Raw genomic sequence first — 24,655 nt, forward strand, 5'->3', positions numbered from 1 at the left:
GATGGCCCGCGCTTCAGTCCGTGGGGCGGAAACGTGCGGCCAGTTCGCTGCGGGAGCGGATCCCGAACTTTCCATAGATGCGGGTCAGGTGGTACTGCACGGTCTTGTCGGCCAGGAACAGTGCACGGGCAGCCTCTTTGTTGGTGGCCCCGGCCGCCACGAGTTCCGCCACTGCCTGCTCCTGGGCCGTGAGCTGGACCTGCGGTCCTGTCACGGCTACGAGCACGGCGTCAGATGGATCGGGCATGTTGCCGACGTCAAGGCCTGTCGCCTTCAGCTCCCGATCGCATCTGTCGACATACGTGGCAGCGCCCAGCGAATCATAAAGATCCCTGGCTACGCGCAGCACTGAGGACGCCAAGCGCCTTTTGCCGGCGCGTCGCATGCTTTGCCCGAAGGCAAAGCTCACCCGGGCCCGCAGATATGGCCGGTTGAGCCCTCGCAGATGCCCCAGCGCCGTCTCGAAATGCTCCCGGGCGATGTCTGGATCCCCCTGCGCGGCAACGAGCCGGCCCCGCGCCCACGCCATTCGTGCCAGATCTGACGGCACGGCCCGCTCCCGCGGCACCTGCTCGAAGGCGGTAAGGAAAGAGTCGGCCGTATCCAGCTGGTCGGTCATGACCAGGGCGTTGACGTAGGAGTCCTGCCACGGCCAAAACGACACCCTGTTCTCTGTCCAGGGGTCCATCTCCGTCAGTGGCTGCAGCACAGCCAATGCGCTTTCATAGTCCGCCCGTGCCTCATGGAAGCGCGCCCGGGCCAGGCTGGCAGGCACCTGCATGGCCCGGTATGTGCCCGGCTGCACCGCCGCTTGGGAGACGTAGTACCGTGCACGGTCCCAATCCCCACGCATGGACCACAGTTCGGCGGCGGTCCAATACAACAAGGGGCGGATCAGCGGCATCCGGGAGGTCTCGAGCCGCACCGAGGCGCGTGCAACCGTGGCCGCGGCCGCGTCCCAGTTGCCGAGCACAAGTTGGGTGCGGGCCAACCACGCCTCTGCCCACAGCGAGATCCGCAACGAGCCACCGCGGAACTCAGTCGGGGCAGCGGCTTCGAAATTTACAAGCGCTGTCTCTGCGTCATCCAGCCGCAGGGCCAGCCATCCGGCTCCCATCTGCACGCGTTGCTTTTGGGCGTTTTCGGAAGCGTGTTCGAAAGCCTGGCGATAGGAGGCCTCGGCTTCAGCCAGCCTGCCTTGGGCGTAAAGTCCCAGCCCATAGATGGCTTCGGATTCGATGTGGGCGGGGGTGCCCGCCGTTGTCAGTGACATGGCCCGCTCCGCCCAACGGGTGATGACAGGGCCATCCCAGGAGGCCACCCCGTGCAGGACCAGGCGCTGGGCCACTTGGGCGGCGGCAGTCGGGTCCCTTTGCGGGTTGCTTGTTCGCCAGGCCATTTCCAACTGGGTTTGGGCGCTGTGGTTCTGTCCGGACGCAGTGGAGAGGTAGCCAAGAACGGAGGAACGCAGTGGCGAGGGTGCCATGGCGTCGACGGCCGCGGCCCACATTTGGGCCTGGGCAATGTTGCCGGACCCCACGAGGGCATCTACTGCTCTCAGCTGGCGATCATTGCCGACCCGGACGTCACCCGAGAGCCGGGACGCGGAAAACAGTGCGGTCGAGACATCGTGCCAGGCACCTACGAGGGCCTGTTGCCGGGCGTACTCTTCAAGCTCCGAGGCCAGGGCCTCGTCTGGTCCCGGGGTGGCCGACACCCGGTGACCCAGGCGGTCGCCCTCATTCTGCACCGAGTCCGCAGCCCTGCGGTGCAGGCGCATGCGCTGGCTGGGTGCAATCTGCTCGTAGACGGACTCGGTCGTTCCCGTTTCGAAGAATGTCACCAGCGAGTTGGCCTGGTCCACTGAGAGGCCCAGCAGTCCGGCCCGGTGGCCCTCGTCGAGGGCATCCATCACGTATTCGACCCCGCTGACACGGGCAACCTCAGCCACACCGGCATTGCGGCCGAGTACCGACGTGGCCTCAGCCACAGCTACCAGGTCGGGTGACGCGGCTTCGAGGAGACTGCGCACTTGGGCCCGCACGCGTGAACTCGGAGGCAGGGACGAGAACCATGTCTGCCAGGTTTCCGGTGGAAGCTCGCCGAGAAGTTCGACAACCGGCTGCGGCCATCCACCGGTATGCCGCACGATCTCGTGGGCGGCCGTGGCGTTCAGGTCGATGCCAAACCACCGTCGTGCGAGCTCCTGGACCCGCTGCGGTGACAGGGGATCCAGTGGAAGACGGGAAACCTGATGACCGGTGAGGAAGGCCAGCACGCCGGCTGGCACCAGCCGGGCCTGAGCGGGATCCAGGGTGACCAGGAACAGGACTCTTTTGCTGCGCAGCCGGCGCATGACGAAGACGAGGACGTGGAGAGTTTCTGCGTCCAGATGCTGGACGTCGTCAACGGCAACCACCACGCTCCCGTGCAATTGAAGCCCGTCGAGGTGTGCACCCAGAGTGGACGCATAGTTGGCGGCCTGGGCGGGGTTGAGTATGCCGCCCAGGTCCGCGGAACGGCCGTTTCCTCTGCCGGGGTCCTTTGCCGAGCGCAGCGGCGGGGTGACCATGAGCTGGGAGTAGCCGGCGAGCGGGAGCTGCGCTTCCCATTCATCGCCCGTGGCGGACAGCACCCGCACGCCACGCGCGACGCCCCGGCAGTGCTCCAGGAATAGGTCCAGCACCGCCGTCTTCCCGGATCCCCGGGGGCCGCTGAGTACCACCGTACGTACGTTGCCTTTACGCACAGTGCGGAGCGTCTCCAGTAACTCCTCGAAGACCTCGGCATGGCCGAGCAGCGCCAGGTTCTCCTCGGGGTTGCCGTGGTGGTGGCCCGGAATCATGCTGGCAAGCTTACTCGACCGCGCGTCGCGGCCACGCCAGCGGGTTTCAGTCACAGCAGGCTCAGCCCAGGTCTCCGCCTGCCACCGGAAGGATGCTGCCCGTGACATAGGATGCTTCGTCGGAGGCCAGGAATACGATCGGCGCAGCCTGTTCGTCCAGTGTGCCGTACCGCTTCAAAAAGGATGATTCAACGGTCTGGTCCACAATGGTCTGGTACCACGCCTTTTCGGTGGTTGACCCGGCTTCCGGTCCGCGCTTGACCTTTCGTGGCGGAGCTTCGGTGCCGCCCGGGGCGGTAGCAACTACGCGGATGCCGTGCCCGGCAACCTCCATGGCCAGGGACTGGGTCAGGGCGTTGACACCGCCCTTCGCTGCTGCGTAGGGGACGCGGTGCATTCCGCGGGTGGCCACTGAGGAGACGTTGACGATGGTGCCCGATTCCTGGGCGAGCATCGCCGGGAGGACGGCGCGGCAGGACCACAGGGTGGGGAACAGCGAACGGCGGATCTCCCGCTCAATCTTCTCCTCGTCGTATTCTTCGAAAGGGCGGGCCCAAATGGTTCCTCCCACGTTATTGACGAGCACGTCAACCCTTCCGTGGAGGGCCAAGGCGGCGTTCACTGCCTGTTCTGCTTCGGCGAAGCTTTCCAGGTCCGCCGTCACGGAGCTGGCTGACCCGCCGCAGCCGGACTCCTGGGCGGCTTCCTGGATTCCCTTGGCAACGTCCTGCACAATGTTGGCGCGGTCAACCAGGACCACCGAGCCTCCTTCAGCCCCGATCCTCTCCGCGACCTTCTGCCCGATTCCCTGGGCCGCGCCGGTAACCACTGCCACTTTGCCGGCGAAGCGGCCGGGCGTGATGAACTGTCCTGAGTACGCCGCCACCGTCAGGAGCCCTTGACCGTGGCGTCGATCGCTTCGGCCATGGTGCCCTTTGCATCGCGGGCGTGAGCCATGATCACTTCCCGGGCCCGCTCCTTGTCGCCGCGCTCAAACGCGCCCACGACATCCAGGTGGTCCTGGGCGACCCGGTCAAAGATATGCGTGCCCTCTGCAAAAGTGGCTGCCATTTGGGCGTGGACGTCGAGCCGACGGTAGGACTCCAGCAGCATGGGGTTGTCGGAGATCATGAACAGGTACTCGTGGAAGTCTTCATTGGTCCTGACATACTCTTCCGGGTCGAGGACCCTTCCGGCGTCCACCGCCCGGGTGGTCGCTTCGGCAAGACGACGGAACTGGTGCAACTGCTCTTTGCTCAGGCGGCCCAACATCAGCTCGGTCACCGCAAGTTCAAGGCCCATGCGGGCGTCCAGGTGCGCGAAACTGTCTTCCTTACGGAACTCGAGCCGGCCGGTCTCCATGGATGAAATGGCTTCCACGCGGCTGATGGTGTCGCCTGCGATCTCCACCTTCTCCGCGGGGGCGGGCGCGCCCGTCTCGGCGTCCCCGCCGGTGGTTTCCTTGGGAGCGAAACGTTCAAAGTAGAAGTTGGCTGGCTGTATGCCCTCGGTGTCCAGCCACTTGGAGACGGCATTGACCATGGGCGGCGGTCCGCAAAGGTAGATATCGACGTCGCCATCGTTGAGGTGGGACGGCTGGATGATCTGCGTGACGTATCCCGTGTGCGGGGCGGAGGTATCCGCCTCGGAGGCAATGTAATCCCAGGTGAAGGTCGGCAACTTCGCTTTGTAGGCGTGCAGCCAATCGAGTCCCACGATGTCGGCTTCACGGGAGACGCCATAAATCAGGTGGACCGGCGTGGCCGGGGGGTTCTCGGATAACTTCTCCAGAATGGACAGGAGCGGGGCCAGGCCGGTGCCGCCTGCCAGCAGGAGTAGGGGGCGCTTGGGCTCGCGAAGGAAGAAGGAGCCGTAAGGGCCTGTGAACTCGATGGTGTCCCCTACTGCCGCGCGATCACGCAGGTACTCGGACATCGCGCCTTGCGGGGTGATGCGCACCATGAAGGACGCATCCATCCCCTCGGGGCCATTGCTGAACGAGTATGAGCGCTCCGCGTCGGTGCCCGGGACCTTGATGTTGACGTACTGGCCGGGCAGGAAAGCCAGCGCTTCGCGGTTCTGCATCTCCAGAGCGAAGGAGATGGTGGACTCCGAGTGCTTGTCGAGTTCCTTCAGCGTGGAAGTAAAAGTGGCAGCTGAGGTTTTCGCGGATTCGGAAGTGGCCGGGATCTGGATGGCGAGGTCCGATTCCGGAACGGCCTGGCATGTAAGGAGGTAGCCCTTCTCAAGCTCCTCTTCGGTCATGGCGTCGTCGATATAGTCCCCGGGGTCGAACGAGCCGGAGTCGCAAAACGCCTTGCACGTGCCGCAAGCGCCATCCCGACAGTCTGAGGGGATGTTGATGCGTGCCTTGTAGGCCGCGTCCATGACGGTCTCGTAGTCGCCGACTTTGATGACTTTGGTGACGCCATCTTCGAAACTGAGGGCTACCTGATGGCCCATGATTTCCTCCTGGTTGGGGGTCGCATCCTCGCAACCCCCGGAAAGTTAGTGCGATTATCTCTTACGAGCAGATTTGGCGGCGGGCCGCTCTTGGCCTCCCCGCTGCGGCCGCGCCGTACGGGCGGCGGGCTGCCGTCAGATCATGTAGACATCCACCACGTGGTGGATGTAGTCGTTCTTCAGTACAACCTTCTTTTTCAGGATCACCGGCTGCTCGCCGGAGAGGTCGATGGTGTAGAAGCTCGTGCCAAAATACGTGTCGGTGGTGTTGTACCGGAAGTACAGGGTGAACCAGTTGAAGCGGACCTTGACCTGGCCGCCGTCGTGCTCCAGGACTTCAACGTCCGTGATGTTGTGCCCGGTGCGCGGCTCAGGGAGGGATGTAGCGGAGGAGCGGTCCGTCTTGATCCGGAATACCCGGTCCTCGATGCCGCCACGGTTGTCGTAATAGATGAGCGAGATCTCGTTCTGGGGGTCCACCGTGAGCCGGTCGTCGACGTCCCACGCCGGCATCCAGTACTCGGAGTCCGGGTGGTAGCACTGGAGCCACTCGTCGAAGTGGCGGTCGTCCAGTAGTCGGGCTTCCCGGTAGAGGAAGGCGCGGACAGTCTCGAGGGTCGCGATTTCGTCGGCGCTCTTGAGCGCGGTCAAGGGGTTTATGAGGTTGGCCATTGTTTCAGCACTCTCTGTAAGGATTCGGAAGTCTTGATTACGCCGTGACCGGCAAGGATTCCTGGGCGACGGATTCCGCCTCGGCGAGGGCCTTGTCCATTACTTCCTTCCAGTACCCATGCTGGATCGGGTAGAGTCCCTCGTCTTCGGTGCGTACACCGGAGGCGATCACCCGCGACATGCCCAGCGCTGTGGCCTGCTCGTCAGGACCCGCAATTTCGTGGGTGGAGCCGCGCGTCATGTCGTTCCACGGCGCGGATGTGGCCCAGTAGGTCTTGTTGCAGGATCGGAACTCCTCGAGGTCGTCCGGCGTGGCCATGCCGGTTGCATTGAAGAAGTCCTCATATTGGCGGATGCGCTTTGAGCGGTTTTCCTGGGATTCACCCTTTGGCGCGATGCAATAGATGGTCACCTCGGTCTGGTCCGCTGAAATGGGACGGAAGTGACGGATCTGTGACGAGAACTGATCCATGATGTACACGTTCGGGTACAGGCAGAGGTTGCGTGAGATGTTGATCATGAAGTTTGCCATCTCCTCGCCGTACTTTTCGACGAGCTCGTCGCGGCGGTCCCACAAGGGACGGTCCTGGGGGTTGGTCCACTCCTGCCACAGCAATAGGTGCCCGTGATCGTAGGAATAGAAACCGCCTTTAACCTTGCCCCACTTGCCGGCGTCCATGGCCTTGGTCTTGTTGGCGGAATCACCGGCGGTGCGGCGGGCCGTCGTCGCGGCGTAATTCCAGTGCACGGCGGTGACGTGGTAGCCGTCGGCGCCGTTTTCCGCCTGCACCTTCCAGTTGCCGTCGTAGGTGTAGGTGGACGATCCGCGCAGGACCTCGAGCCCCTCCGGGGACTGGTCCACAATCGAATCGATGACCTTGGTGGCATCGCCCAGGTGCTCCTCCAGCGGGAGGACGTCAGCTTTCAATGAGCCGAACAGGAAGCCCCGGTAGGAGTCGAACCGGGCCACCTTGGTGAGGTCGTGCGAGCCCTCCTTGTTGAAGGTCTCCGGGTAGCCGGCATTGCGGGAATCCTTGACCTTAAGGAGCTCTCCGGAGTTCTTGAACGTCCATCCATGGAAGGGACAGGTGAAGGTGGTCCTGTTATCGGTTTTGCGTCTGCACAGCATGGCGCCACGGTGGGAGCAGGCGTTGACGATGCAGTTGATTTTTTCCTCCTTGTCCCGGGTCAGGACGACGGGAGTCCGGCCAATGTATGTGGTGAAGTAGTCCCCCACGTTGGGGATCTGGGATTCATGGGCAAGGTAAACCCAGTTGCCCTCGAAGATGTGCTTCATCTCCAATTCAAAGATTTCCTGGTCCGTAAAGATTTCACGCTTCGCCCGGATAACGCCGTTCTCTCGATCGTCGACGACGGCGTCAGCCAGGACCCCACGGACACGTGTCAGATTCTCGGTCATGGTGTGCTCCTTCTTTGGAGAGGGTGCAGGTAGGCGGGCAGCGACTGTGCGGCCACACCTGAACCCCTCGGGCGGAATGAATGTGTCCCACCCAGTCTGCTGCAAGGTGACAGCGCTCACATCAGGCAAAACCCTAGTACCGACCAAGGGTTCTTTTATGTACTCCAAGCGACATAATGCGTGCAATATGAGTCCTTGTTTCGTCCTTATCACCTGACTAGCATGAGATGGACGTCACGCGAAGCCGGTGAACCTGCGGGTGCACAGCCCGCGGCCGGCGCGTTCAGGGAACGGGACATTTCCCGTTCCCAATGCACAGAGGAGTGTGGAGATCACTATGACTGAGAACCAGTTGGACACCCGCCAGGAAAACGAGGGTACCGCTGTGGAGGCCGGTTCGAAGGCGACCGAGCGCTTCGCCGCTTCGGGCAAGCCCACGGGAGCGGGAGTACCCAAGGAGCGCGTGAGCTTGCTCGCCGGCGCCCTCATCAAAGCAGCTAACGACATCGTCGTCGAACACGAAGTCACCTACGAGGAGTACAACGCCCTGAAAGCCTGGCTGATCAAGGTGGGCAACGATGGCGAGTGGCCGCTGTTCCTCGACGTGTGGCTAGAGCACACAGTGGAGGATGTCAACTCCCAGGACCGGCCCGGCACGAAAGGCACCATCGAGGGACCCTATTACGTCCCGAACTCGCCTGTGCTGGATTCCCCTGCCACGGTTGAGATGCGTGATGACGAAGATGGCGTTCCGTTGCAGTTCAGCGGCCGTTTCACCGACACCGACGGCAACCCGATCCAAGGTGCACAGCTGGAAATTTGGCATGCGGACTCGGCGGGCTTCTACTCCCAGTACGCCCCGGGTCTTCCGGACTGGCTGTTCCGCGCCAATGTGCAGGCCGACAGCAACGGACAATTCGTCCTCCACACCATGCGCCCGGCTCCGTACCAGATTCCCACTGATGGAGCCTGTGGGCAGCTGATCAGTGCTGCGGGCTGGCACGCCTGGCGCCCGGCCCACATTCACATTAAGGTCTCAGCGCCCGGCTATCAGCCTGTGACCCAACAGCTTTACTTCCCCGGCGACCCGCACAATGCGGACGACATCGCTTCGGCCGTCAAGCCGGAGCTGATGCTCAACAGCACACCGCGTACAGACGGCGCTGCCGGCGAAGAAGCCTCATATGACTACGTCCTCGCCAAAGTGGGACAGTCCAAATAGGAACTCCGTTGACATGGTCGGGTTCATGATTTCCGTCCAATGCGGTGCCCCAGGGCGGTGAGCCCTGGGGCACCGTTCTTCCCAGCACCAGTGGACTGCCTGACACAATCGAAAGGAACCGAGCCGTTGAAGATCGAGCGGATCGAAATGATCCCGTACTCCATCCCGTACACGCACCCTTTGAAGTTCGCCAGCGGCGAGGTGGCAAACGCTGACCACGTTCTTGTGCGTGTTTACACCGACGACGGCGTCATAGGAGTTGCGGACGCCCCTCCCCGTCCTTATACCTACGGCGAGACACAAGAGTCCATCGGGACGATCATCGAGAAGACATTCGCCCCGCAACTGACCGGTCTCGAGATTTTCGACCGGGAGAAGATACATGCAGTGATGCGCCGGACCATTCACAACCAGGTAGCCAAGGGCGCCGTCGACATCGCAGTGTGGGACGCGATCGGCAAGACGCTCGGCACTCCCGTGCACAAGCTACTGGGTGGGTATACCGACCGAATGCGGGTCAGCCACATGCTCGGCTTCCGGCCGGCGCAGGAACTCCTCGAAGAGGCCCTGCGCTTCGGCGAGGAATACGGCATCACCACCTTCAAGCTGAAAGTGGGCCGTCGGCCGCTGTCACTGGACGTGGAGGCCTGCCACGTGTTGCGCGAGGGACTGGGCGAAGACGTGGAGCTATACCTTGACGCGAACCGCGGATGGACCGCGAACGAAGCCCTTGAGGTGCTGCGGAGGACTGAGGGGCTCGGGCTGACCATGCTCGAGGAACCGTGCGACGCCAAGGAAGCACTGAGCCGCCGCCGGCTGGTCGATAAATCGCCAATCCCGGTAGTGGGCGATGAATCCGTCCCCACGGCTGGGGACGCGTCCCGGGAACTGCTTTCCGGTGGCTGCAATGCCATCTGCATCAAGACCGCCCGTTCCGGATTCACCGAGGCCACCGAGATATTGGGCCTGTGCACCGGGCTCGGCGTGGATGTGACCATGGGCAACCAGATCGACACCCAGATCGGCTCCCTTGCGACTGTAACCTTTGGCGCCGCCCACGAGGCCACGAGCCGCCGGGCGGGGGAACTGTCGAACTTCCTCGATATGGCCGACGACCTGCTGGCCGATCCGCTCCGGATAATCGACGGAACGATCTCCGTGCGCGAGTTGCCGGGGGTCGGAGCAGAGATCGACGAGGACAAACTCGCGGCCTACCGCCTGTCCTAGCCCAACCATCAAGGAGAAGAATAGATGTTGTTTTTGGCCCGCATGGACGTGCACTTCCCAGCGCACCTCTCCGCTGAGGACGTCACCCGCATGCAGCGGTTGGAGATGGAGTATTCCCAGGCCCTGCAACAGGACGGCCGCCTTGCCTTCATCTGGCGGGTGGTCGGCGAGTACGCGAACTATTCGGTGTTCGACGTCGGATCCAACGACGAGCTGCACCAGATCCTGAGCAGCTTCCCGATGTACCCCTTCATGAAAATTAAGGTCACACCGCTGGCCAAACATCCCAACTCCATCCGCTGAGGAATCGTATCCACTGCGGCGGCCTTTGTGGTCACCAGGACCCCACCTCCGTCATCGCTCAGGAGACATCATGCCCCGCTTCCAAAGGGCCGCGTCGGTGACCACCGGATCACGACCCCGCCCGGTCCACAGAGCCCAACCACTCTTCGAACGGCCCAAACTCCGTCCGGCAGGCATACGCGATATCCTGCGGGACATCGGCCCACACTACGCCTCGAACGGGGTCGTCGGACTGGCGTTCTCCGCATCCGGGCCGGTAGCGGTCACTCTTACCGTCGGCTCGCTCGGCGGACTGACAGAGGCCCAGCTCGCATCCTGGGTCTTCGCTATTTTCCTCTCCGCCGGCGCGGCGACCCTGGTCATGTCGCTGATCTATCGCCAGCCGTTGGGCTTCGCCTGGTCCATCCCAGGGACCGTGCTGTTGGGGCCGTCGCTGCAGCATCTGTCGTTTCCTGAGGTGGTAGGGGCGTTCTTCTCCGCCGGAGTGCTGATTCTCGCCCTCGGTTTATCCGGGGTGGTGCGTCCAATCATGGCCGCGATTCCCGTTCCGATCGTCATGGCCATGGTTGCCGCCGTGTTCCTGCGGTTCGGGACGGACATCGTCTCCTCCACACGGGCCGACCCCGCCGTAGCGGCACCCATGGTGGTGGCGTTCCTTGTTCTCACCGCCGTGCCCTCCCTGGGCCGACGCCTCCCTCCGGTACTGGGTAGTTTGGCGGCAGGCGTCGTCGCCGTCGTGCTCAGTGGCCGGTTCGCGATGTCCCAGGGCGGACCGATCCTGGCCATGCCCGTGTTCACAGCCCCCGCGCTCACTTGGGCCGCACAACTGGAACTGGTGATCCCGTTGGCACTCACGGTCCTGGTGGTACAGAACGGACAAGGCGCAGCTGTGCTCCGGGCCGCAGGACACCAGCCTCCGATCAATGCCTTCGCGATGAGCTCGGGCGTCTTCTCACTGGTCAACGCCACACTCGGCGGTGTGTCCGCCTGTGTCACTGGACCCACCAACGCCTTGTTGACCGCCTCCGGACAGAAAACCCGCCAGTACACGGCCGCGGTGGTCTATGCACTGCTATCCCTGCTGTGCGCTTTGCTGGCACCAATGCTCACCCGCCTCATGCTGGCCACGCCCGAAGCTTTCGTTCTGGCCCTGGGGGGAATCGCCATGCTGCGTGCGCTCCAACAGGCCTTCGTGACCGCTTTTGCCACGAACTTCACCCTGGGAGCTTTAGTGACTTTCGTCGTAACCATCTCCGGCCTGGATCTCTTCAACATCCATGCGGCGTTCTGGGGTGTGGTCATTGGCTACGCCTTGTCCCGACTGCTTGAGCGACAGGACCACGCTGCGACCTGACGCTGCCATACAACCCGCTGGACCTCTCGGTCCATCAACGCAAACACGCTGTGATCGCCCATGTACTCCAGCCACATGGCCCTTGAAGCTGCGGAGGGCGCTGAGCTGTCGTAACTACCAGGTCGGCTACGATGCGAAACCGCCAGTACTGGTGGGCCTAGCCAACTCCGCCAAAACCCAGACCGGCAGGGGATGCCAACAACCGACGCAGCCCAGGACGCCTGGACGCCGGTGGCGGCAAAGGACAAATCGAAGATGCCATGTGCCCGCGGCCCGAGGCGAAAGCGCGCGAACCCGCCCATCTTCGTGATGCGGTTAGTGAGGTGGCGTGAAGACAACGCATGGCATGTCCCCGCGTCTTCGGAAATTTCTACACACGCTGGGTGTGAAACGCCCCTGAACTGCGAATACACCGTGTAAAGAGTGGGCTCCGGTCACACTCGCCTTGAGCCACTGACCCGCAAGCCGTTCCATCCGTGCTACTTCCCTCGCCGGCGCCACGCCAGACGGCCGCACTCGAGTTTCCCCGCAGGTCATGTCAGAAACCACGCCGCGGCGCATGAATTGATGTCATCGGAAATGGGCGAGGAGCGGAAAGGACTAAAGAGATGGCCCCCGGACAACCAACATAAACGGAGATGATGGACACCAATCTTGGCCGCGGGTCATGTCACCCGGACCGCCCGGCCACATGAACTGGCATCAACCGAAAAGTTCGCAGGAAGGGGCGAGATGCAGGCCGAACAGCCACCCGTTTTCAGGGTGTGGACAGTGTCCACGCCCCTTTGGTCGGACAAACGGCCACATTCCCGCTCCCCCAGAATCCAAGATGGAGCGAAAATAACGAAAGGATCCCAAGAAATCTCATCCAGGTTATGTCGTCAGCGCAACCGCGGGACATGAATAGGTGACAGACCAACTACGGCCGCCACATCAACCGGAAAGGAGACGCAAATGCCCCCACATCCCAACAAACGGAGGGCCTGCTCGCCAGGGTCCTGAGCCCGCCACCCACACAATTTCATAGGCGCGCGCGGCGCCGGGCACAGTCACGCGGCCGGTCGCAGAAGACCCGTGGAAGCTAAATGTACACACATCAGAAGTAAAAAACGCCTCTGACGTGGGAAAACGTGCCCGAGGTGGGACTCGAACTGCATTCCGGGCCTTGCAAACACTGGGCTCCCGCGGAAACATATGGAATCCGGCCCGCTCCGACCGATGTACGGCCCGATCCGAGGCCGAAAGTGTGGACATTGTCCACACCCCTCTTTTTTGCCCTGCGGCAGCAACGCCGAACCGGACAAGGACACCCGCGACATCGGATTACTCCTTCCGTCTCCTAATCCGAGAACGCGGGGGCGGGGCGACAGACTTCGAGCAGATCAACGTTTTTGCCTGCTGCAAGGATCGTCATCGCTGCAGTCACCTCAAATAGTTCAATCCGTAGCGAACCCGCTCAATACGGGCAGTCGGCCGTCGCGTCGTGGATTTCCCCGCAGGCAGCCAGGACGTGCAGCTGCCTAGTGCCACCAGTCGTCGCGCTCTTTTGTTTGGCCGTAGGGGACCGCTTCACTGAGAGCGACTGTGAACTTTGCTTTGCTGTGGCGGGTCACGAGAATCCCGTGGCGCTTGGATGACAGCGCACTGGGCAAGGCGAACGCTACAGCGGCATCGAGCTGTCGATCCATGCTCGCTCGATCCGTGATGGTGAGAGTCATTGAAAACATGGTTTCAGAAGTCATTGTTAAGAAGCCTTCGTTTCCCGCGGCGGAGTGCCGGGAAGGGATGAGAATTTGTACGCGGGCTGACTGTGGCGAGTCCGTTCGGGAATGCTGAGAGTTCAGGTCCCTTGAGTTTTTCTCAAGGGACCTGAACTGCATATTGCTATGTGCCAGGGACGGATCAGTTTCGGGGAAGGAACGCACTGTTGTCGTCGGCGCCTGCATCGTGGGCGGCATCGCTGCTGTGCGCTACGGCGTTACGGACCTTCTTTCCGCGGGCATAGCCCACGAGTCCCAGGGCCAGGATGCAGCCGAGGGTGCCCAGCGCGAAGGCTTCAAAGGCGAATTGCGAAACACCCCAGATGGCTTCGAAGTCGTATTCCAGGCCAAAGAGAACATCCAACGTTCCCGGGAATACTGCCACCCACGAGCCGATCAGGATCCAGATGAAGCAAATTGCACCCAAGGCGCGGAAACCGGCGTCTGAGACGGGAACCCTGAAGGGACGCGCTGCGTGCGGATACTTGCTGCGCAGCTTGACGGCGGCGGGGATTGCCAGAAGGTAGCTAAGCAGGAAGGTGGAGATGGCGATGCTTAGAACAACACCGAACAGCGCACTGCTTGTGCCGCTCACCTGCATGGCCGCGAGCATGAACAGGGTGGCCACAACTCCTGAAAGCGTGTTGACACGGATCGGGGTGCCCAGCTTGGGGTGGAAGCGGCCAAAGAACCCTCCGAAGAACGAGCCGTCTGCGGCGGCCATGGCCTGCATACGGTCGCTGATGATCATCCAGGCTGCACCTTGGGAAACCAGGACGAAGCAGAAGATGACGGCTGAAATGGCTAGCATCGCTTCAGCGGCCGGGCCGAAGACTGCGTAAACGGTGGCCACAGCGCCGAAAAGGCCACCGATGCCAGTGATCTGGTCCAACGGCACTACCAGCAGGATGGCCAGGATCGGGAGGAGGTAACTCGCGGCGGCGATCATGGAGGAGCGAGCGATGGAAATCGGAACGTCTTTGGCCGGGTTTTTCATCTCACCGGCGGCGCTGTTGCCGGACTCAAAGCCAAGGAACGAGAACAGCAGCAGCGGAGTGACGCCGAGGAACCCCGCCAGGGTGGGAGAGAAGAATCCGAGGTCCAAACCGTTGAACCCGTGCTGCAGCCCGTAAACCAGAGTCACGATAATGAAGAAGGTCAGGAACACGACCTTGAGGATGGCACCGAGGGAGGGTAGCCATTTGCCGTGCTTCAGGCTGACGATGGCCGAGCTCACCGTGATCCAGATGAACACAATCTTGAATATGTAGTCCCCCACGCTGCCGGCTTCCACGTGGCCTACATACTCGGACCACGACTCTACCGCCACGAACGCCATGGCACCGCCCACCCACACAGGCTGTGTCACCCACGTTAACAGGGACGCAATGGCGGCAACCACTCGCCCAAAAGCCATCTTGGTCCAGACGTACACGCCTCCTTCTTCGGTAAACGCCCCGCCCGTCTCTGCGAAAATCAGTCCGTAAGGGATCAAGAACGTGACGGCCAGGATAAGGGTCCAAGTGAAGGTTTCTCCGCCAAAGCCCGAGACCTGGCCCAGGACCTCCACGGAAATGACGGCCGCTACCACCAGCAACAGGATGTCCATGCGGCCGAGGGATTTCTGCAGATGTTTGCTTTGCTCTTGGGCAAGGCGTGTTGACGCTGTTGGCTGATCCATGATCGGTCCTTTGCTGCTGCTTAAGTTTGCTGCTACTTGAGATGAGTGGGTAGGGCGTCGTTATGCTTCTGGCTGCCAGACAGCCTGGCCTCCGGCGATTGTGAGCTGACGCGGTTTCGCCGAGGACAGCAATTTCGAAAGCGTGAATGGAGCATCGTTATGAAAGAGGTTCGCAAGACGGTAAAAGGACGTGTGCAGACTGGGCTACGGGCCTTTGAGAAGCCCGTTTTGCTTGGCCAGAGCTGCTGCTGTCAGATTTACGCTATCCAGTGAAATGCATCACGTAAACTATTGAATATCGATGAATGGCATCGAATTCCTAGATACGGATTTCAACCGAACTGGATCCACGTAGTCTTTAGGGCCGTGTAGTTATCGAAAGCGTGCAAGGACAGGTCGCGACCGAAGCCCGACTGCTTGAAGCCGCCGAACGGGGTGGTGTTGCTCAGGGCATCCACCGTGTTGACGGACACGGTTCCGGCCAACAGATCCCCCGCTATCCGGTGGGCGCGCGACAGGTCCGAAGTCCATACGGACGCCGCCAAGCCGTAGTCGGTGGCGTTCGCAAGCGACACGGCCTCGCCCTCGGTGTCGAAGGCATGTAGTACGGCCACGGGTCCGAAGATTTCCTCACGGTGGACGTCATGGTCTGGCTGAAGGCCTCCCAGCAGCGTGGGTTCCAGATAGGCGTCGGAGCCGCGGATCTCCCGCCGCTGACCGCCAAAAAGTACCTCACCTTCGGCCCGGCCTCGCAGGATCCAGCCTTCGACATCGTCAGTGTGGGCGCGGCTGATCAGCGCACCATTGCCCTCCAGGCCGGCCAGCGGGTCCGTCGGCCTATAGGCGGCTGCGGCGTCGGCAAGCAATGCAGCAAACTCGTCATGGATTTCCCGCTGGACAAGAATCCTGGAATTGGCAGAACACACCTGGCCTTGGTTATAGAAGGCCCCGAAAGCTGCCTTGGCGGCCGCCGTTGCGAGGTCGGCTGTATCAGCGAATACGATGTTGGAACTCTTGCCGCCCGCCTCAAGGCTGAGCCGCTTAAGATTGCTGCGCCCTGAAGCCTCAAGCAGGGTACGGGAGACGGCCGTGGAGCCCGTAAACGCCAGGGCATCGACGTCCATGTGGTGCGCCAGTGCGGCGCCAACCTCCCGGCCCGTGCCGGTGATGATGTTCAGGACGCCGGCCGGCAACCCGGCTTCCGCGGCCAATTCGGCCAGTCGCAGGACGCTGAGGGACGTCTGCTCGGCCGGTTTGAGCACCACGGTGTTTCCTGCCACGAGGGCGGGCGCCAGTTTCCAGACGGCGATCTCGAGTGGGAAGTTCCACGGCACGATGGCGGCGACGACACCCAGGGGTTCGCGGGTCACCATTGCCGTAGCCCCGGGAGGGACGGCGGGCAGTTCCCCGCTCTGCTTGTCAGCCGCTTCCGCGTACCACCGCAGGGTGGAAATAGCGCCGGGTACATCCACGGTGGTGGTTTGCAGAATGGGCTTGCCGCTGTCCAGCGTTTCCAGGAGTGCCAGCTCGTCCGCATGCCGCTCCATTATCGCGGCCAGCGCCAGCAGCAGCCCCTTTCGTCCTTCGGCCCCCATGCGGGACCATGAAGGGAAGGCGCGCCGTGCGGCGGCGACAGCGCGGTCCACGTCGGCCGGACCGCACACGGTCAACTCTGTCAGGACACGGCCATCAATGGGGCTGATAGTGGGGCGGGAAACTTGCCCTTGTGCGGTTGCGCGGCTTCCGTCGACGAATGCCCGGCCGTCGATCGCCAGTGCGTCTGCCCGGCCCTGCCAGTCGACGGAAAGCGTAGTGGAAGTGGTGTTCATGAAGGCTCCTCGGTTGGGGGTTTCGTGGGGATGACTAATGCGGTTTAGGTTTCGACGGCGGCGCGAAGGGCGGCACGTGCTCTTCCGAACGCCCTGCCGCGGTTCAGACGCAGGGCAGCTGAAGCGCCCATAAGGCACAAGACTTCGACTGCGATGAGGGTTAGCATGGCCCCCTCGTGGCCAGGGAAGGCCGTCACTCCGGCGGCTGCGGCAGTCCCGTGGTGGCCTCCGGCGCCAGGTGCTGTCAGTAGGACCAGGTGGATCAGGATCATGGCGGCATTCATCGTGAACAGGTGCCCGGCGGCGCGCCCGGCACAGAGCCGCCCGGCCATCATCGGAGCAGCGCTGGCCAAGCAGGCCGTGCCCATGGCAGCCATCCACCAGGCCATGGCCCCGGCCGGGCCGGTAGCCGCCGCGATGATGTGGGCGGCGGCACTGGTCGTTGAGGCAATGGTGACAATGCCGGCCGGGGCGCTTGGTAGGCGCCCTGAGCGCGGGCGGGTTCGCTGGTACATAATCCTCCCGGCTGCCCGGCGTCCCAGGAACGGGACTTTACGACGGACCTGTGAGTTGGGTAACATCAAAGCGTTGGTTGAACAGTTGTACCATCAAAATTCGACTTCAGGAAGTGCCATGATCCGTCAGACGACTCCCCTTGCTGCATTGGCGCAGCACCCGCTTGAGCAGCTCTCGGCTCAGGAGATCCACGAGGCCCGCCGAATCCTGGCGGATGCCGGCCTCGTGGCCGACACCACCCGTTTCGCATACCTCGGCCTGGTTGAACCGCCGAAGAACGCCCTCCACGGGGATGACACCGGGGCCGTTCGTGTGGTCCGGGCCATGCTGTGGGACGCGTCGCAGTCCCGATCCCTCGACGTCCGTCTTTCCCTGGCTACCGGACTCGTCGTTGATCAGCGCGAACTCAATCCTGCAGTCGACGGCCAACTGCCCGTCCTGCTGGAGGAATTCGGGATCATTGAGGACATTCTGGCCGAAGATCCCCAGTGGAACGCGGCACTTGCGTCCCGCGGCCTTACCCCGGCGCAAGTCCGCGTCGCTCCCCTGTCAGCGGGCGTCTTCGAGTACGGGAACGAGGAAGGTAAGCGGCTGCTCCGTGGCCTCGGCTTTCGCCAGGACCACCCCGGCGACCACCCGTGGGCCCACCCGATTGACGGCTTGGTGGCTTTTGTGGATGTGGAGAACCGCCGGGTCAACCACCTGATCGACGACGGTCCCGTGCCGGTTCCGGAGATCAACGGCAACTACACCGATCCCGCGATCCACGGCGAGCTGCGCACGGACCTGAAGCCGATCGAGATCACCCAGCCCGAGGGCCCCAGCTTCACCCTGGAAGGCAACCACCTCTCCTGGGCCGGTTGGGATCTGCGAGTAGGCTTCGACGCCCGCGAGGGATTGGTGCTCCACCAACTGCACCACTCGCACACCGGTCGAAGGCGCCCGGTGGTCCACCGCGCGTCGATCTCCGAAATGGTGGTCCCCTATGGCGACCCGTCCCCGTACCGGAGCTGGCAAAACTACTTTGACTCCGGCGAATACCTGGTGGGCCGGGACGCGAACTCGCTCAAGCTCGGCTGCGATTGCCTGGGCGACATCACGTATATGTCTCCCGTGGTGGCCGATGACTTCGGCAATCCACGCACCATCGAAAACGGCATCTGCATCCACGAGGAAGACGCAGGAATCCTCTGGAAGCACACGGATGAGTGGGCGGGCTCCAATGAGGTGCGCCGTAACCGCCGCCTGGTGGTCTCCTTCTTCACCACCGTGGGCAACTACGACTACGGCTTCTACTGGTACCTCTACCTGGACGGCACCATCGAATTCGAAGCGAAAGCCACGGGCATCGTGTTCACCGCCGCGCTCCCGGACAAGGACTACGCCTACGCCTCGGAGATCGCCCCAGGCCTTGGCGCCCCATACCACCAGCACCTCTTCAGCGCCCGGCTCGACATGATGATCGACGGCGCCACGAACCGTGTGGAGGAACTGGACCTCGTGCGCGTGCCCAAGGGACCGGGAAACCCGCACGGTAATGCCTTCACACAGAAACGCACACTGCTGGCCCGCGAGTCGGAGGCTGTACGGGATGCCGACGGCGCCAAGGGCCGTGTGTGGCACATCAGCAACCCGGATTCACTGAACGAGCTCGGCCACCCGGTAGGCTACACGCTTTACCCGGAGGGCAACCCCACGTTGGCGATGGCCGATGATTCCTCCATTGCCTCGCGGGCCGCGTTCGCCCGGCACCACCTTTGGGTCACCCGGCATGCGGAGGAGGAGCTCTACGCCGCCGGTGACTTCGTCAACCAACACCCGGGCGGCGCAGGGCTTCCCGCCTATGTGGCACAGGACCGCGATATCAACGGCCAGGACCTGGTGGTGTGGCATTCCTTCGGCTTGACACACTTCCCGCGTCCAGAGGATTGGCCGATCATGCCGGTGGACACCACCGGCTTCAAACTGAAACCGCATGGCTTCTTCGATGCGAACCCCACCCTGAACGTGCCGTCGTCGACAGCCGCTCACTGCGCTCCAGGGAACCGGGCGGCGGATACCTCCCACGACGGCGGCGCCGGGCATGGGGCGGGTAGCTGCGGGCACTGACGCCGGTCCACACCGCGGGAGCGCGCAGGCGCTCCCGCGGTGGTAGGGTGCTCACGGTCCCGGCCATGAACATCGCCCAGAAAACGAAGGAGCAGCATGCCCCGATTGGTAGACCACCAGGAACGGCGCAGGTCGATCATCGAGACCACGTGGCGGTTGATCGCGGAGCAGGGCATCGAGAACGCCAGCATGCGGGACATAGCCCGGGAATGCGGATACGCAGCCCCCGGTGTGCTGGCACATTATTTCCCCAACAAGGACGCCCTGCTCCTGGCCTCCTACGAACTGATCTGTGAACGCACCAACGAACGGATCGCTGCCGGCACCGATGGGCGCCGCGGGCTTTCGGCACTGCGTCGCCTCTGTCTGGAGATCATTCCCGCGGAGCCCCTCACTGTCGTCGAAGCCCGTGTTGCCGTTTCCTTCTGGCAGCGTGCACAGACCGAAGATGCCCTGCGCGCTGTAGGTCGGGACGCCCTGCTGCACTGGCGGGGCTTAGTGATGGGCTTCCTCGCCGAAACAGAGCACGACGGCGAATGCGCGCCTTTGGTTGATCCGGACGCCGTTGCCGATGAGCTACTGAGCGTCATGATCGGTCTGCATGTGACCTCCATGCTGGATCCGCATGGCATCACCGGTTCCCGGCAACGCCAACTGGTGGAGCGTGCATTAGCCCGACTCGCCCAGGAAACACGGCCGTCCAATTCGGCCAGTAGTTCATTTCCAGCCTGACTCCGGGCTGCCGGCTCGGCGTTTATCCAGATCTTAAGCGAACAAACCCCGCCGGGACGCTCGGCTGGGCCCAGGCGATGGACGGGCGCCGATTCGAGTGACGAGTCCCCCGTCGCTCACTCCCGCGCCCACCAGCGCCCTGGCCCGTTGGCTGAGCCATTCGCAGTTCTGAGGCTGCGACGCACACTGAGGCGGCGTCAACATCGGGCTCCCTGCACATTCCCGGATCACCGGAAATAGCGGAAGACGGGCCAGCAAAGAACAAACGGGACATTCGGACGCATGCACAGAGTCAGGTCTGTGCACCCAAAAGGTTTTGGAGCAGCGCATGGTCAGCGCTGGACAGCGCCGATGAATTGCCCCGCTGTGTGCCCACGTCCATTGTGTGGACCGCTGTGAAAATGGTCTCCGGTTCTGTCCGCCGTAGGAACGTGAATGGTTTGGGTCATCTTGCTGCACCCAGCATGGCAACCCCCGTCCGCGTCCGCCCCACGGTTTCAAATTCCACTCAGAAAGGACAATGGTTTACTGGTAGTCCGCGACGGCTGAAGCGGCCGAGGGACCATGCCTTCGTGGCATGGTCCCTCAGCTTCAACGCGGTTTCGGGGTCTAACCCTTGCGGTTTTCGGCCCGCTACTTATCCGTGATGACGGCAGTCGCGTCGATCTCAACGACTCATTCGGGCCGTGCCAGTGCTGACACTACGAGGCCGGTCGATACGGGGAACACGCCTTTCAGCCATTTCCCGACCACGCAGTAGACCGGTTCACGGTACCGCGGGTCTGTGAGGTAGATGACAACCTTGACGATGTCTTCGAGGCTGCTGCCCGACTCGTCGAGAAGGAGCTTGATGTTCGCCATCGCCTTCTCGGCCTGGCCTCCACGTCGCCTATGCCTACCGATTCTCTGGTTTCGAGGTCCTGGCCAATCTGACCCCGAAGGTAAACGACGTTGTTGGCGACGACGGCCTGGCACAGATCATTGTCGAGATTCTGCTCCGGGTAGGTGTCTTTTGTGTTGAAGGGCCGGATGCGCGCGTGTGTCGACATCAGACTGCGCCGCTGGGCACAAGCGCGGCCTGCTCGTTGTGGGCGAGGTAGCTCCGCTGGATTGAAATCTGGTCGGCGACATACTTGGCGTCGTGCCAGACTCCCCAGATGAAGCTTGATCCGCGGCGTGATTGCCAGGGAAGTCCGAGGAAGTAGACGCCGGGCTCGGAAGAAGCTCCACGTTGATGCTGCGGCCTGCCGTTCTCGTCGAAGGCGTCGACCTGCAGCCAGCTGAAATCCTGGACGAAGCCGGTTGCCCAGACGATCGAGGTGACTCCGGCTCCGGCGAGGTCGAGTTCGCGGAGGGGGTTGGTGAGACTTTCGGGGTCGGGACGTAGGGTGCGGGCCTCTGGTTCCTCGGGGAGATCGAGGCCGTTGTGCTCAATGTAGGCATCGGCTTCGTCGAGCAGCCGCAGATAGTGAGCGTCGCCGTTCGCAATGTTTTCGCGGAGATCCTGGGCAAAGCGCATGGTGCCGTTGTCGAATGCTTCGGTCCGGCCGACGAGCGTAATGCCGTCCTCGGCGAGGGCGCGAAAGTCGACGGTGTGGCCGCCGTCCGCTCCGCTCACCGCGATTGTTACGTGCTCCGCGCCCAGAGGAGGCGTCGAAGCGTCCCACATGCCGAGCACTCCAAGCCACCAGCAAAAGTCCCGTCCACGGTAACTGCGCGGGGGGCGGTCATGCGGTCCCACGGAGAGGTAGACCTGACGACCCGACCGCTGGATTTCGGCTGCGACCTGCACTCCGGAAGATCCGGCGCCGACAACGAGGACGGCGCCCTCGGGCAGTTGGCCGGGGTTGCGGTACGAACTGGAGTGGATCTGGAGGATACCGGCGGCATCGGGAACGACGGCCGGGATGACCGGCTTCTGGAACGGGCCCGTGGCGGCCACGACGTAGCGTGCGTTGAAGTCCCCGTCCGAGGTCTTCACGTCAAAGCCGGGTTCGCCGACGTTTCGGCGCACGGACTTCACCTCGACACCGCAGCGGACCGGCGCGCCGATTTTCTCCGCATAGGCCACGAAGTAGTCCGCGACCTGTTCCTTGGAGGCGAAAGTACCGGGCTCGTGCTCGGTGAACTCCAGGCCCGGGAAGCGGTCATGCCAGACCGGCCCGTTCGCAACAAGAGAGTCCCACCGCATTGAGCGCCAACGCTCGGCGATGCGGTCGCGTTCGAGTACGACGTGCGCGATGCCGCGTTCGCTTAGGTGCTCGCTCATCGCAACGCCGGCCTGACCGGCTCCTACGACGAGGACCTCAACCTCTTGGCTTGACATGTGAATCTCCTAATTTTGGGCAAATGCCACAGTGTGACTTGACGGGCACGACACCAAAGATTCGTGCCATTCGCCGATCCCTTCCTGGGAACGATCGACTGGGGTGGTTTGGAAGCGGACACTGCGGCCCTCTTGTGTCCATTCTCACGTGCTGACCTGCATCTGCATAGCGAATAAATTCGCTCAATCAAATCGAAAATGTAGATGCAGAATGTTTGCCTGAAGCTACTGCTCACCGGCACGTAAAGCTCGTCGGGCCAGCGCATGGCTCAGGCCTGTTGTGGCTTGAACTCGCGCAGCCGGCGCGTATTTTGGTGCTGAGCACGGACGCCGCACGAGGAGTTGCCACGCTTGGCGGCCGCAGTGCAGGACGTGCGGCTAGTTGCCGCCCGTGGTCCTGAACCAGCTCTGCTCCACCTGATGACCGACCTCCGCCAACAACGGAAGGCCAGTCCAAGGAACTTGCGCACCGAGCACCAGGCTGAGAGACAGGATAGTTTTCTCCGCCTGCGGGTTAGTCTCGGATCCGAGTTGGTTGCGTTCCGACGGGCCCTGTGCGGTGGCCGTCTCGCCGGCGCGCCGGGACCGGGAATCGAATCGAGGGCCGTGCTCGGCGCGGGTATCAGTACTTAGTCGGCGCTTGAGTTGGCGTGGTCTGTTCCGCCGCGGGGCCTGCTCCGGAGGCTCCTGTTTTCTTGTTCATATGAAGTGGTTTGTTGTCACTGTAGGCGAGGGACTTCGGCTAGTTCGCCGAGGCCGGCCATTGACCTGGCAGAAAGGGCGATTTTCATGCTCTGCCTGTCTAGGAGTCCTCGTTCAATTACCAGGTCTGCTATTCCCCGGTTGCTGGCGAGTGCTTCTTTGGCCAGCTCGGCCGCCGCGGCATAGCCGATCAAGGGGGCCAGGCCAGTGACGACGCTTATCGATTCGAGCATGCGCTCCTGCAGGACCTGAGTGTTCGCTCTGATGCCATCGACGCAGTGGGTGCGGAGTTGACGGCAAGCGACCTTGAGCCAGGCAATTGACTCGAGGAGGGCGTCGGCTATGACGGGTTCGAAGGCGTTGAGCTGCAGCTGGCCGGCCTCCACACCCATGGTCACCGTCGCGTCAGCGCCGACGACGCGGAAGGCAACCTGGTTAACCATCTCCGGGATAACCGGATTGACCTTCCCGGGCATGATGGAGGACCCGGCCTGTACTGCGGGCAGGAAAATCTCCGCGAAGCCCGTCTGCGGGCCTGAGGAGAGCAAACGAAGATCGTTGCAGATCTTTGAGAGTTTTACCGCCGCCCGCTTCAGGACACCGGACACGAGCATAAAGACGCCGGTGTCGCCGGTGGCCTCCACCAGATTGGTCGCCGAGACGAGCTGCAGCCCCGTAACCGCATTGAGTTCAATCATGACGGCTTCCCGGTATCCGGGCGGAGCGGTGATGCCGGTGCCGATGGCTGTGGCGCCAAGGTTCGATTCCCGCAGGTGCGGCAGGAGTTCCAGGAGCCTGTTCCTGTCCTCACGCAAAGTTTCGGCGAAAGCCCCGAACTCCTGGCCCATGGACATGGGTACCGCATCCTGGAGTTGCGTGCGCCCTACCTCAATGATGCCTGCGAACTCTACAGCCTTTGCCTCGAACGCCTCGCTGAGCCTGCTGTGCTCGGAACAGAGATCCGTAAGTTCCTGCTGCAGTGCGATCTTAATGGCCGTGGGGTAGACGTCGTTGGTGGACTGACTCCGGTTAACGTCGTCAATGGGGTGCAGCACGGCGTAGTCACCCTTTTCGTGGCCCATCAATTCCAGGGCCCGATTTGCTATCACCTCATTGGCATTCATGTTGGTACTGGTTCCCGCTCCACCCTGGATGGTGTCAACAACGAACTCGCCGTCCAAGAGCCCGTCCATCACCTCCCGGGAAGCCCGCTGAATAGCCTCGGATCTGACCGGCTCCAGGAGACCGAGGCTTTCGTTGGCGCGCGCTGCCGCATACTTCACAGCCCCCAGTCCCCACAGCAGGGAACGCAGGCTGCCAATGGACCGTCCGCTGACCGGGAAGTTTTCCACCGCCCGCATGGTGCTGATGCCCCAGTATGCGTCGGCAGGGACCTCTCGGTCCCCGAGACTGTCATGCTCCTGCCGGACGCCGGTGATGGTTGACGAGGGTTGTTCTGTCATGGTCCTGTTCCTGGGAAGTCGGAAAAAACCG

17 protein-coding genes and 1 pseudogene are annotated in these 24,655 nt (G+C 62.6%); 6 read left to right on the forward strand and 12 right to left on the reverse strand.

Annotated features, from left to right (window positions below):
* Positions 1–13 precede the first annotated feature (13 nt).
* The 5 genes from MUN23_RS21145 to benA all read right to left on the reverse strand — a co-directional run bounded on the left by MUN23_RS21145 (position 14) and on the right by benA (position 7,400).
* Positions 14–2,845: an AAA family ATPase gene (locus MUN23_RS21145; RefSeq protein WP_248760952.1), complete on the reverse strand. Its 2,832-nt coding sequence runs from the start codon at positions 2,843–2,845 to the stop codon at positions 14–16.
* 61 nt (positions 2,846–2,906) lie between these two features.
* Positions 2,907–3,731 (reverse strand): 1,6-dihydroxycyclohexa-2,4-diene-1-carboxylate dehydrogenase, encoded by an 825-nt coding sequence (locus MUN23_RS21150; RefSeq protein ID WP_248760953.1) that lies wholly within the window; start codon positions 3,729–3,731, stop codon positions 2,907–2,909.
* A gap of 2 nt (positions 3,732–3,733) precedes the next feature.
* Positions 3,734–5,308 (reverse strand): benzoate 1,2-dioxygenase electron transfer component BenC, encoded by a 1,575-nt coding sequence (gene benC, locus MUN23_RS21155; protein ID WP_248760955.1) that lies wholly within the window; start codon positions 5,306–5,308, stop codon positions 3,734–3,736.
* A gap of 135 nt (positions 5,309–5,443) precedes the next feature.
* Positions 5,444–5,980: a benzoate 1,2-dioxygenase small subunit gene (benB, locus tag MUN23_RS21160; protein WP_248760956.1), complete on the reverse strand. Its 537-nt coding sequence runs from the start codon at positions 5,978–5,980 to the stop codon at positions 5,444–5,446.
* Between the two features lie 37 nt (positions 5,981–6,017).
* Positions 6,018–7,400 (reverse strand): benzoate 1,2-dioxygenase large subunit, encoded by a 1,383-nt coding sequence (gene benA / locus MUN23_RS21165; protein WP_248760957.1) that lies wholly within the window; start codon positions 7,398–7,400, stop codon positions 6,018–6,020.
* A 337-nt stretch (positions 7,401–7,737) separates the two neighbouring features.
* Between benA and catA the strand changes: the two genes are divergently transcribed.
* From catA to MUN23_RS21185, 4 genes are all read left to right on the forward strand, one after another.
* Positions 7,738–8,622: a catechol 1,2-dioxygenase gene (catA, locus tag MUN23_RS21170; RefSeq protein ID WP_248760958.1), complete on the forward strand. Its 885-nt coding sequence runs from the start codon at positions 7,738–7,740 to the stop codon at positions 8,620–8,622.
* Positions 8,623–8,748: 126 nt separating this feature from the next.
* The gene (locus MUN23_RS21175) at positions 8,749–9,849 is read left to right on the forward strand and encodes a mandelate racemase/muconate lactonizing enzyme family protein (RefSeq protein ID WP_248760959.1); all 1,101 of its coding nucleotides are present in this window, start codon (positions 8,749–8,751) and stop codon (positions 9,847–9,849) included.
* A gap of 24 nt (positions 9,850–9,873) precedes the next feature.
* Positions 9,874–10,152, forward strand: coding sequence for a muconolactone Delta-isomerase family protein (locus MUN23_RS21180; protein WP_248760960.1), 279 nt, complete (start codon positions 9,874–9,876; stop codon positions 10,150–10,152).
* Positions 10,153–10,222: 70 nt separating this feature from the next.
* On the forward strand, positions 10,223–11,506 hold the full coding sequence (locus MUN23_RS21185; RefSeq protein ID WP_248760961.1) for a benzoate/H(+) symporter BenE family transporter: 1,284 nt from the start codon (positions 10,223–10,225) through the stop codon (positions 11,504–11,506).
* Positions 11,507–13,026: 1,520 nt separating this feature from the next.
* Here MUN23_RS21185 and MUN23_RS21190 read toward each other — a convergent pair.
* The 4 genes from MUN23_RS21190 to MUN23_RS21205 form a co-directional block, all read right to left on the reverse strand.
* Complete coding sequence (locus tag MUN23_RS21190; protein ID WP_248760962.1) at positions 13,027–13,248, reverse strand: hypothetical protein; 222 nt, start codon at positions 13,246–13,248, stop codon at positions 13,027–13,029.
* A gap of 160 nt (positions 13,249–13,408) precedes the next feature.
* Positions 13,409–14,947: an APC family permease gene (locus tag MUN23_RS21195; protein ID WP_248760963.1), complete on the reverse strand. Its 1,539-nt coding sequence runs from the start codon at positions 14,945–14,947 to the stop codon at positions 13,409–13,411.
* 332 nt (positions 14,948–15,279) lie between these two features.
* Positions 15,280–16,776 (reverse strand): aldehyde dehydrogenase family protein, encoded by a 1,497-nt coding sequence (locus MUN23_RS21200; protein WP_248760964.1) that lies wholly within the window; start codon positions 16,774–16,776, stop codon positions 15,280–15,282.
* 44 nt (positions 16,777–16,820) lie between these two features.
* The gene (locus MUN23_RS21205) at positions 16,821–17,291 is read right to left on the reverse strand and encodes a hypothetical protein (RefSeq protein ID WP_248760966.1); all 471 of its coding nucleotides are present in this window, start codon (positions 17,289–17,291) and stop codon (positions 16,821–16,823) included.
* Positions 17,292–17,409: 118 nt separating this feature from the next.
* On the opposite strand from MUN23_RS21205, the gene MUN23_RS21210 reads away from it, so the two are divergent.
* Together MUN23_RS21210 and MUN23_RS21215 are read left to right on the forward strand one after the other, a co-directional pair.
* Positions 17,410–19,401 carry a primary-amine oxidase gene (locus MUN23_RS21210; protein WP_248760968.1) on the forward strand — a complete coding sequence of 664 codons (1,992 nt, stop codon included), beginning with the start codon at positions 17,410–17,412 and terminating at the stop codon, positions 19,399–19,401.
* A gap of 96 nt (positions 19,402–19,497) precedes the next feature.
* On the forward strand, positions 19,498–20,133 hold the full coding sequence (locus tag MUN23_RS21215; RefSeq protein ID WP_248760969.1) for a TetR/AcrR family transcriptional regulator: 636 nt from the start codon (positions 19,498–19,500) through the stop codon (positions 20,131–20,133).
* Positions 20,134–20,808: 675 nt separating this feature from the next.
* Here the strand turns inward: MUN23_RS21215 and MUN23_RS21220 are convergent.
* The 3 genes and pseudogenes from MUN23_RS21220 to MUN23_RS21230 form a co-directional block, all read right to left on the reverse strand.
* Positions 20,809–21,182: pseudogene (locus MUN23_RS21220) on the reverse strand (RidA family protein).
* Positions 21,182–22,459 (reverse strand): NAD(P)/FAD-dependent oxidoreductase, encoded by a 1,278-nt coding sequence (locus tag MUN23_RS21225; RefSeq protein WP_248760971.1) that lies wholly within the window; start codon positions 22,457–22,459, stop codon positions 21,182–21,184. The pseudogene MUN23_RS21220 and the gene MUN23_RS21225 overlap by 1 nt, the downstream one beginning before the upstream one ends.
* A gap of 719 nt (positions 22,460–23,178) precedes the next feature.
* Positions 23,179–24,624: an aspartate ammonia-lyase gene (locus MUN23_RS21230; protein WP_248760972.1), complete on the reverse strand. Its 1,446-nt coding sequence runs from the start codon at positions 24,622–24,624 to the stop codon at positions 23,179–23,181.
* Positions 24,625–24,655 lie beyond the last annotated feature (31 nt).

This window comes from Pseudarthrobacter sp. SSS035, from assembly GCF_023273875.1.
Lineage (GTDB): Bacteria > Actinomycetota > Actinomycetes > Actinomycetales > Micrococcaceae > Arthrobacter.

Coding starts and splice junctions, on each gene's coding strand:
- MUN23_RS21145 (WP_248760952.1), bottom strand. CDS start 2,845: ATGATTCCGGGCCACCACCACGGCAACCCCGAGGAGAACCTGGCGCTG.
- benC (WP_248760955.1), bottom strand. CDS start 5,308: ATGGGCCATCAGGTAGCCCTCAGTTTCGAAGATGGCGTCACCAAAGTC.
- benB (WP_248760956.1), bottom strand. CDS start 5,980: ATGGCCAACCTCATAAACCCCTTGACCGCGCTCAAGAGCGCCGACGAA.
- benA (WP_248760957.1), bottom strand. CDS start 7,400: ATGACCGAGAATCTGACACGTGTCCGTGGGGTCCTGGCTGACGCCGTC.
- catA (WP_248760958.1), top strand. CDS start 7,738: ATGACTGAGAACCAGTTGGACACCCGCCAGGAAAACGAGGGTACCGCT.
- MUN23_RS21180 (WP_248760960.1), top strand. CDS start 9,874: ATGTTGTTTTTGGCCCGCATGGACGTGCACTTCCCAGCGCACCTCTCC.
- MUN23_RS21185 (WP_248760961.1), top strand. CDS start 10,223: ATGCCCCGCTTCCAAAGGGCCGCGTCGGTGACCACCGGATCACGACCC.
- MUN23_RS21190 (WP_248760962.1), bottom strand. CDS start 13,248: ATGACTTCTGAAACCATGTTTTCAATGACTCTCACCATCACGGATCGA.
- MUN23_RS21195 (WP_248760963.1), bottom strand. CDS start 14,947: ATGGATCAGCCAACAGCGTCAACACGCCTTGCCCAAGAGCAAAGCAAA.
- MUN23_RS21200 (WP_248760964.1), bottom strand. CDS start 16,776: ATGAACACCACTTCCACTACGCTTTCCGTCGACTGGCAGGGCCGGGCA.
- MUN23_RS21205 (WP_248760966.1), bottom strand. CDS start 17,291: ATGTACCAGCGAACCCGCCCGCGCTCAGGGCGCCTACCAAGCGCCCCG.
- MUN23_RS21210 (WP_248760968.1), top strand. CDS start 17,410: ATGATCCGTCAGACGACTCCCCTTGCTGCATTGGCGCAGCACCCGCTT.
- MUN23_RS21215 (WP_248760969.1), top strand. CDS start 19,498: ATGCCCCGATTGGTAGACCACCAGGAACGGCGCAGGTCGATCATCGAG.
- MUN23_RS21225 (WP_248760971.1), bottom strand. CDS start 22,459: ATGTCAAGCCAAGAGGTTGAGGTCCTCGTCGTAGGAGCCGGTCAGGCC.
- MUN23_RS21230 (WP_248760972.1), bottom strand. CDS start 24,624: ATGACAGAACAACCCTCGTCAACCATCACCGGCGTCCGGCAGGAGCAT.